Genomic DNA, 4,274 nt, shown 5'->3' with positions numbered 1-4,274 from the left:
AAACTCGACCAACAGGCCGCACGGCCGCTCGCCGCCGCACGCGACGCGCTCGCTCGGGGTGCGGTCGATGCCGGTTCCGGAGTGCGTGCTCCGGGGCGCGCTGTCCGTCTCGTTGCGGATGCAGAGGCTCCCGTCGAGACGCTCACGACGATTCTCGCGAAACACACGCAGGGTCACGGCGTCCTCGACGACCTGTTTTCGGACCCCGCCGTCTCCGACGTGTACGTCTCGACCCCGGCCGACGAGAACCCGATTCGCGTCGTCGTCGACGGCACGTCGATGCCGACGAACGTTCGCCTCGCGCCCGGTGGTGCCGAGTCGCTCGCCTCTCGTCTGCGACGAGTGAGCGGGGCGTCGTTCTCCCGCGCCGACCCGACGCTCGACACGGTGGTCGATGCGGGCGGCGTGAGCGTCCGTGTCGCGGGCGTGACCGCGCCAGCGAGCGACGGACTCGGGTTCGCGTTCCGCCGTCACGACGAAACGCCGCTTACGCTCCCCGCGCTCGTTGCGAACGGAACGATTTTGGCTGACGCCGCGGCGCTCTGTTCGCTCGCGGTCGAACGCGGTGCGTCAGTTCTCGTCGCCGGGTCACGCGGGGCAGGGAAGACGACGTTCCTCGGGTCGCTTCTATGGGAACTCCCGAGCGACGTTCGCACCGTTCTCATCGAGGACACGCCCGAACTCCCTGCGTCGAGTCTGCGGTCCGCCGACCGCGACGTGCAGACGCTGCGGACCGACACGACCGGTGGCCCGGAGCCGACGCCGCAGGAGGCGCTTCACGCGGCGCTTCGATTGGGTGACGGCGCACTCGCACTCGGGGAGGTTCGCGGCGAGGAAGCCGCGGTTCTCTACGAGGCAATGCGTGTCGGCGCGAACGCAAACGCCGTCCTCGGAACGATTCACGGCGACGGCGCGGCGGATGTTCGCGAGCGCGTCGTTTCCGACCTCGACGTTCCTGCGTCGTCGTTCGCGGCAACCGACCTCGTCATTACGTGCGAGCGCGCGGAGACCCACCGCGTCGCCCGTGTCGAGGAGGTCCGACCAACCGGCGATGACGCTGCGTTCGAGACACTGTTCAGCCACGACGGCGACTCGCTTGTCTCTTCAGGAGCCGTCTCACGTGGTGATAGCCTCGCGGTCGAGTCCCTCTCTCGTCCGGGCGAGTCGTACGCTGACGTACTCGACGCACTGGAAACTCGGACAGCCTTCCTCAAATCGCTCGCCGAAACCGGCCGAACGAAGCCCGCTGACCTCGCCGCGGCCCGTGCGGAGCGTGATTCCGAATGCTGACGACGATTGTCTCTTCGGCCGTGACGACGCTCGCGAAGCTTGCTCCCGCAGACGTTGCCCCGAGCGACGAGTTGCAACGGTCGCTCGCGTTCCTCGGATACGACCTCGACGCCGAGACGGTCGTCAGCGCGGGCTACGGCGCAACTGTTCCTGCAGGACTGCTCGCCGGGCTGCTCGCTCTCGTCGCTCGGTTGCCGACCATCTCGGTCGTTTTCGTCGCGCTCGCGGCAGCGCTCGGAACCGCTCATGCGGTGCACACGCTCCCGGTCTGGCTGGCGACGCTCCGCCGAACTCGGGCACTCGGTAACGCGCCGGAACTCGTCGGCCGCATCGCGCTTCGGATGCGCATCGAACCCTCCGTCGAGCGGGCTGCCTCGTTCGCCGCCCGTGCCGACGACGACCCGCTTTCGACCTCGCTTGCGGCCCACACCAACCGCGCCCGCGGGACGCCGACAACCGGACTCGGTGAGTTTGCCGACGCGTGGCGCGAGTGGTTCCCGGCGCTCGACCGAGCGACGGCGCTGCTCCAGACGGCAGCAGATGTTCCCGACGGAGAGCGGGACCGCACGCTCGACCGCGCGCACGAAGTCGTCCGCGAGGGGACACAGGACCGCCTTGCCGACTTCGTCGGGTCGGTTCGCGGCCCAGTCACTGCAGTTTACGCCTTCGGCGTGTTGCTCCCGCTCGCGCTGGTCGGCGCACTCCCCGCGGCTCGGGTCGCTGGCGTCGGTATCACCTCGTCGCACGTCGTCTTTCTCTACGACTTCGTGCTTCCCGCCTGCCTCCTCGCCGTAGTCGGGTGGGTGCTCGTCCGCAGGCCGGTCGCCTTTGCACCGCTTTCAGTCGATACGTCTCACCCGGCTGTGGACGACCACCGTCTCGTCGCCGTACTCGGTGGCGGGGTTGCGGGTACTGCGGCCTTCGTCGCCGTCACCATGCTCGTCGCCCCGTGGGCGGCACCGCTCGCAGCCTTCGGTCTCGGCGTCGGAACTGCGCTCTTCGTCGCCGCGCGCCCGGTCATGGAACTCCGCGACCGCGTTCGGGCGGTCGAAGACGGGCTCTCGGACGTGCTCTATCTCGTCGGTCGCGCCGTCGGCGAGGGCGAGGCCGTCGAGTCCGCACTCGCCCGTGCCGCCACGTCGGTCCCCGGCGCGACGGGCGAACTGTTCGAAGATGCGGTCGGCGTCCAGCGTCGCCTCCGCGTGGGCGTCGTCGAGTCGTTCTGCGGCGAGTACGGCGTTCTCGACTCGGTACCCAGTCCACGCGTGGCCGGTGTCGCAACGCTGCTCGGACTCGCCGCCAGCGAGGGTCGCCCGGCGGGTCGCGCCATCGTCTCGATGGCTGACCAACTCACCGCACTCTCGCGTCTCGACGCCGAAGCGCGCCGCGAACTCGCATCGGTCACCGAGACGCTCTCGAACACGGCGGCCATCTTCGGCCCGCTCGTCGCCGGTGCGACCGTCGCGCTCGCAGACGGAATGGGACCCGCACGGACGCTCGACGAGACAGCCGTCACCGCGCCGATGGCGACCGGTGACCTCGGGTTCGCCGTCGGAGTGTACGTCCTCCTGTCGGCAATTATCCTCACGACGCTCTCGGTCGGTGTCGAGTACGGACTCGACCGTCACCTCGTCGCGTCGCGGGTCGGCAAGGCGCTCGTGTCGGCGACGACGACGTTCACTCTCGCCTTCGTCGCCGCGGGCACGCTCGTCTGAGTCGATAGGACCAATCCGCGACCTGTCTCGTGTCGTCTCTGTCTCAGTACTCTGGCTCCGTCCCACTCGTGCTGAGGTTTATATACTCGGACGGGACCACCCCGGTCTATGCTCGACGCACCGCTCGATTCCCTGTACACGTGGACCGCGCTTTCGGTGGCCGCGACCGTGCTTCTCGGCACGGTCGCCGGACTTCCGACCACGCCCGCACCTGACGCGTCCAGCGTCGCCGACACCGTCGATGGCGTCGCCGTTTCCGAGTTCGACACCACGGCCGAACACCCGCTGACCGCCGATGCCGTTCGCCTCGGTTCGAAGCGCATCGGCCTCAGAAACGAGGGCGGTGCCGCCCACGCGACGTTCGCGTTCGGGCCAATCACGCCCGCAACGCCCGACTCGCGGCTTGGGTCCGTCGCCATGGGTGCGAACCCGAATGCAGTCTTCGACTCGCCCGCTTCGTTCGCCGCCGCCGCAGCTGCCGCCCGTCAGCGCAACGCGACGTGGCGCTCGGCCGCCGAATCGCTCGTCGTTCGCCACGTCTCTTGGGAGGGTACGGATGTTACCGTCGTCGCAGCATAGAGCACAGACCTCGCCGGTCGCCGCCCTCACCGCGCTCTTCGTCGTCTGCGCGGCACTCTCGGGGTATGCGACGGTTCTCGACCGCTCGCTGCCGACTGCGGACCGTGACCTCGCGCCCGCAACGCTGGAAAACGTCGAATCGACGCTTGCAGACGACACTGGGACGGTCAACTTGTCGCGGATTTCGTCTGCGCCCGCCGCGTGTCCGGATGGGTACTCCTGCCGCATCGTCGTCGCGGTTGACGACGAACGGCGGGTCGTCGGTCCCGACGCGCCAGCAGGTGCCGACAGCGAGTCAACCCGAGTTAGCGTCCGCATCGAACCGGGCCGCGTCGGCTTCGGAACGCTTCGCGTGGAGGTGTGGCAATGACGGATGTCGCCTTCGACGTGACGCTCTGTCTCCTCCTCGTGAGCGCGAGCATCGGTATCGTCGTCACCGCCGATACCGGCGTGACCGGCGGGGACGCCGTCGACGCCGCCGGGATCGCATCGGCGCCAGCGGCCAGCACGGCGACGGGCCAGGGCGACCCCGAACCCCGCGGCCGGGGGGCCGGCCCGTCACTTCTCGAATCTCCGAAGGGCGTGGACGCCCGCGAACTCGACCGAACCGCCCACGGAAGTCTCTCGGGGCTGCTCGCCCGCTCGACGCTCGGCGCAGTCACGGTCGACGGTGTTCGTCTCACGCACGCC

5 protein-coding genes are annotated in these 4,274 nt (G+C 69.2%); all 5 read left to right on the top strand.

Translation table 11 applies throughout. The annotated features are described in order from the left end of the window. Nucleotides 1-1,290, top strand: a 1,290-nt coding sequence (locus QT222_RS05420; protein ID WP_491476552.1) for an ATPase, T2SS/T4P/T4SS family, incomplete at its 5' end; no start/stop codon positions are given. Further along, entirely contained in the window at nucleotides 1,284-3,005 is a 1,722-nt protein-coding gene (locus tag QT222_RS05415; protein WP_491476551.1) for a pilus assembly protein, read from the top strand. The genes QT222_RS05420 and QT222_RS05415, both read left to right, overlap by 7 nt. 108 nt (nucleotides 3,006-3,113) lie before the next feature. After that, on the top strand, nucleotides 3,114-3,584 hold the full coding sequence (locus tag QT222_RS05410) for a DUF7283 family protein (protein WP_491476550.1): 471 nt from the start codon (nucleotides 3,114-3,116) through the stop codon (nucleotides 3,582-3,584). Then, nucleotides 3,562-3,954 carry a DUF7285 family protein gene (locus tag QT222_RS05405; protein WP_004057518.1) on the top strand — a complete coding sequence of 131 codons (393 nt, stop codon included), beginning with the start codon at nucleotides 3,562-3,564 and terminating at the stop codon, nucleotides 3,952-3,954. Before QT222_RS05410 ends, QT222_RS05405 begins: the two co-directional genes overlap by 23 nt. Further along, nucleotides 3,951-4,274: DUF7284 family protein (locus QT222_RS05400; protein WP_491476549.1), on the top strand; the 324-nt coding region annotated here is incomplete at its 3' end. The genes QT222_RS05405 and QT222_RS05400, both read left to right, overlap by 4 nt.

The organism is Haloferax sp. s1, from assembly GCF_058382125.1.
This window is presented reverse-complemented; position numbering and strand designations above follow the sequence as displayed.

What these genes read in the sequence shown, in the direction of transcription:
- QT222_RS05415 (WP_491476551.1), top strand. Translation starts at nt 1,284, where the DNA reads ATGCTGACGACGATTGTCTCTTCGGCCGTGACGACGCTCGCGAAGCTT.
- QT222_RS05410 (WP_491476550.1), top strand. Translation starts at nt 3,114, where the DNA reads ATGCTCGACGCACCGCTCGATTCCCTGTACACGTGGACCGCGCTTTCG.
- QT222_RS05405 (WP_004057518.1), top strand. Translation starts at nt 3,562, where the DNA reads ATGTTACCGTCGTCGCAGCATAGAGCACAGACCTCGCCGGTCGCCGCC.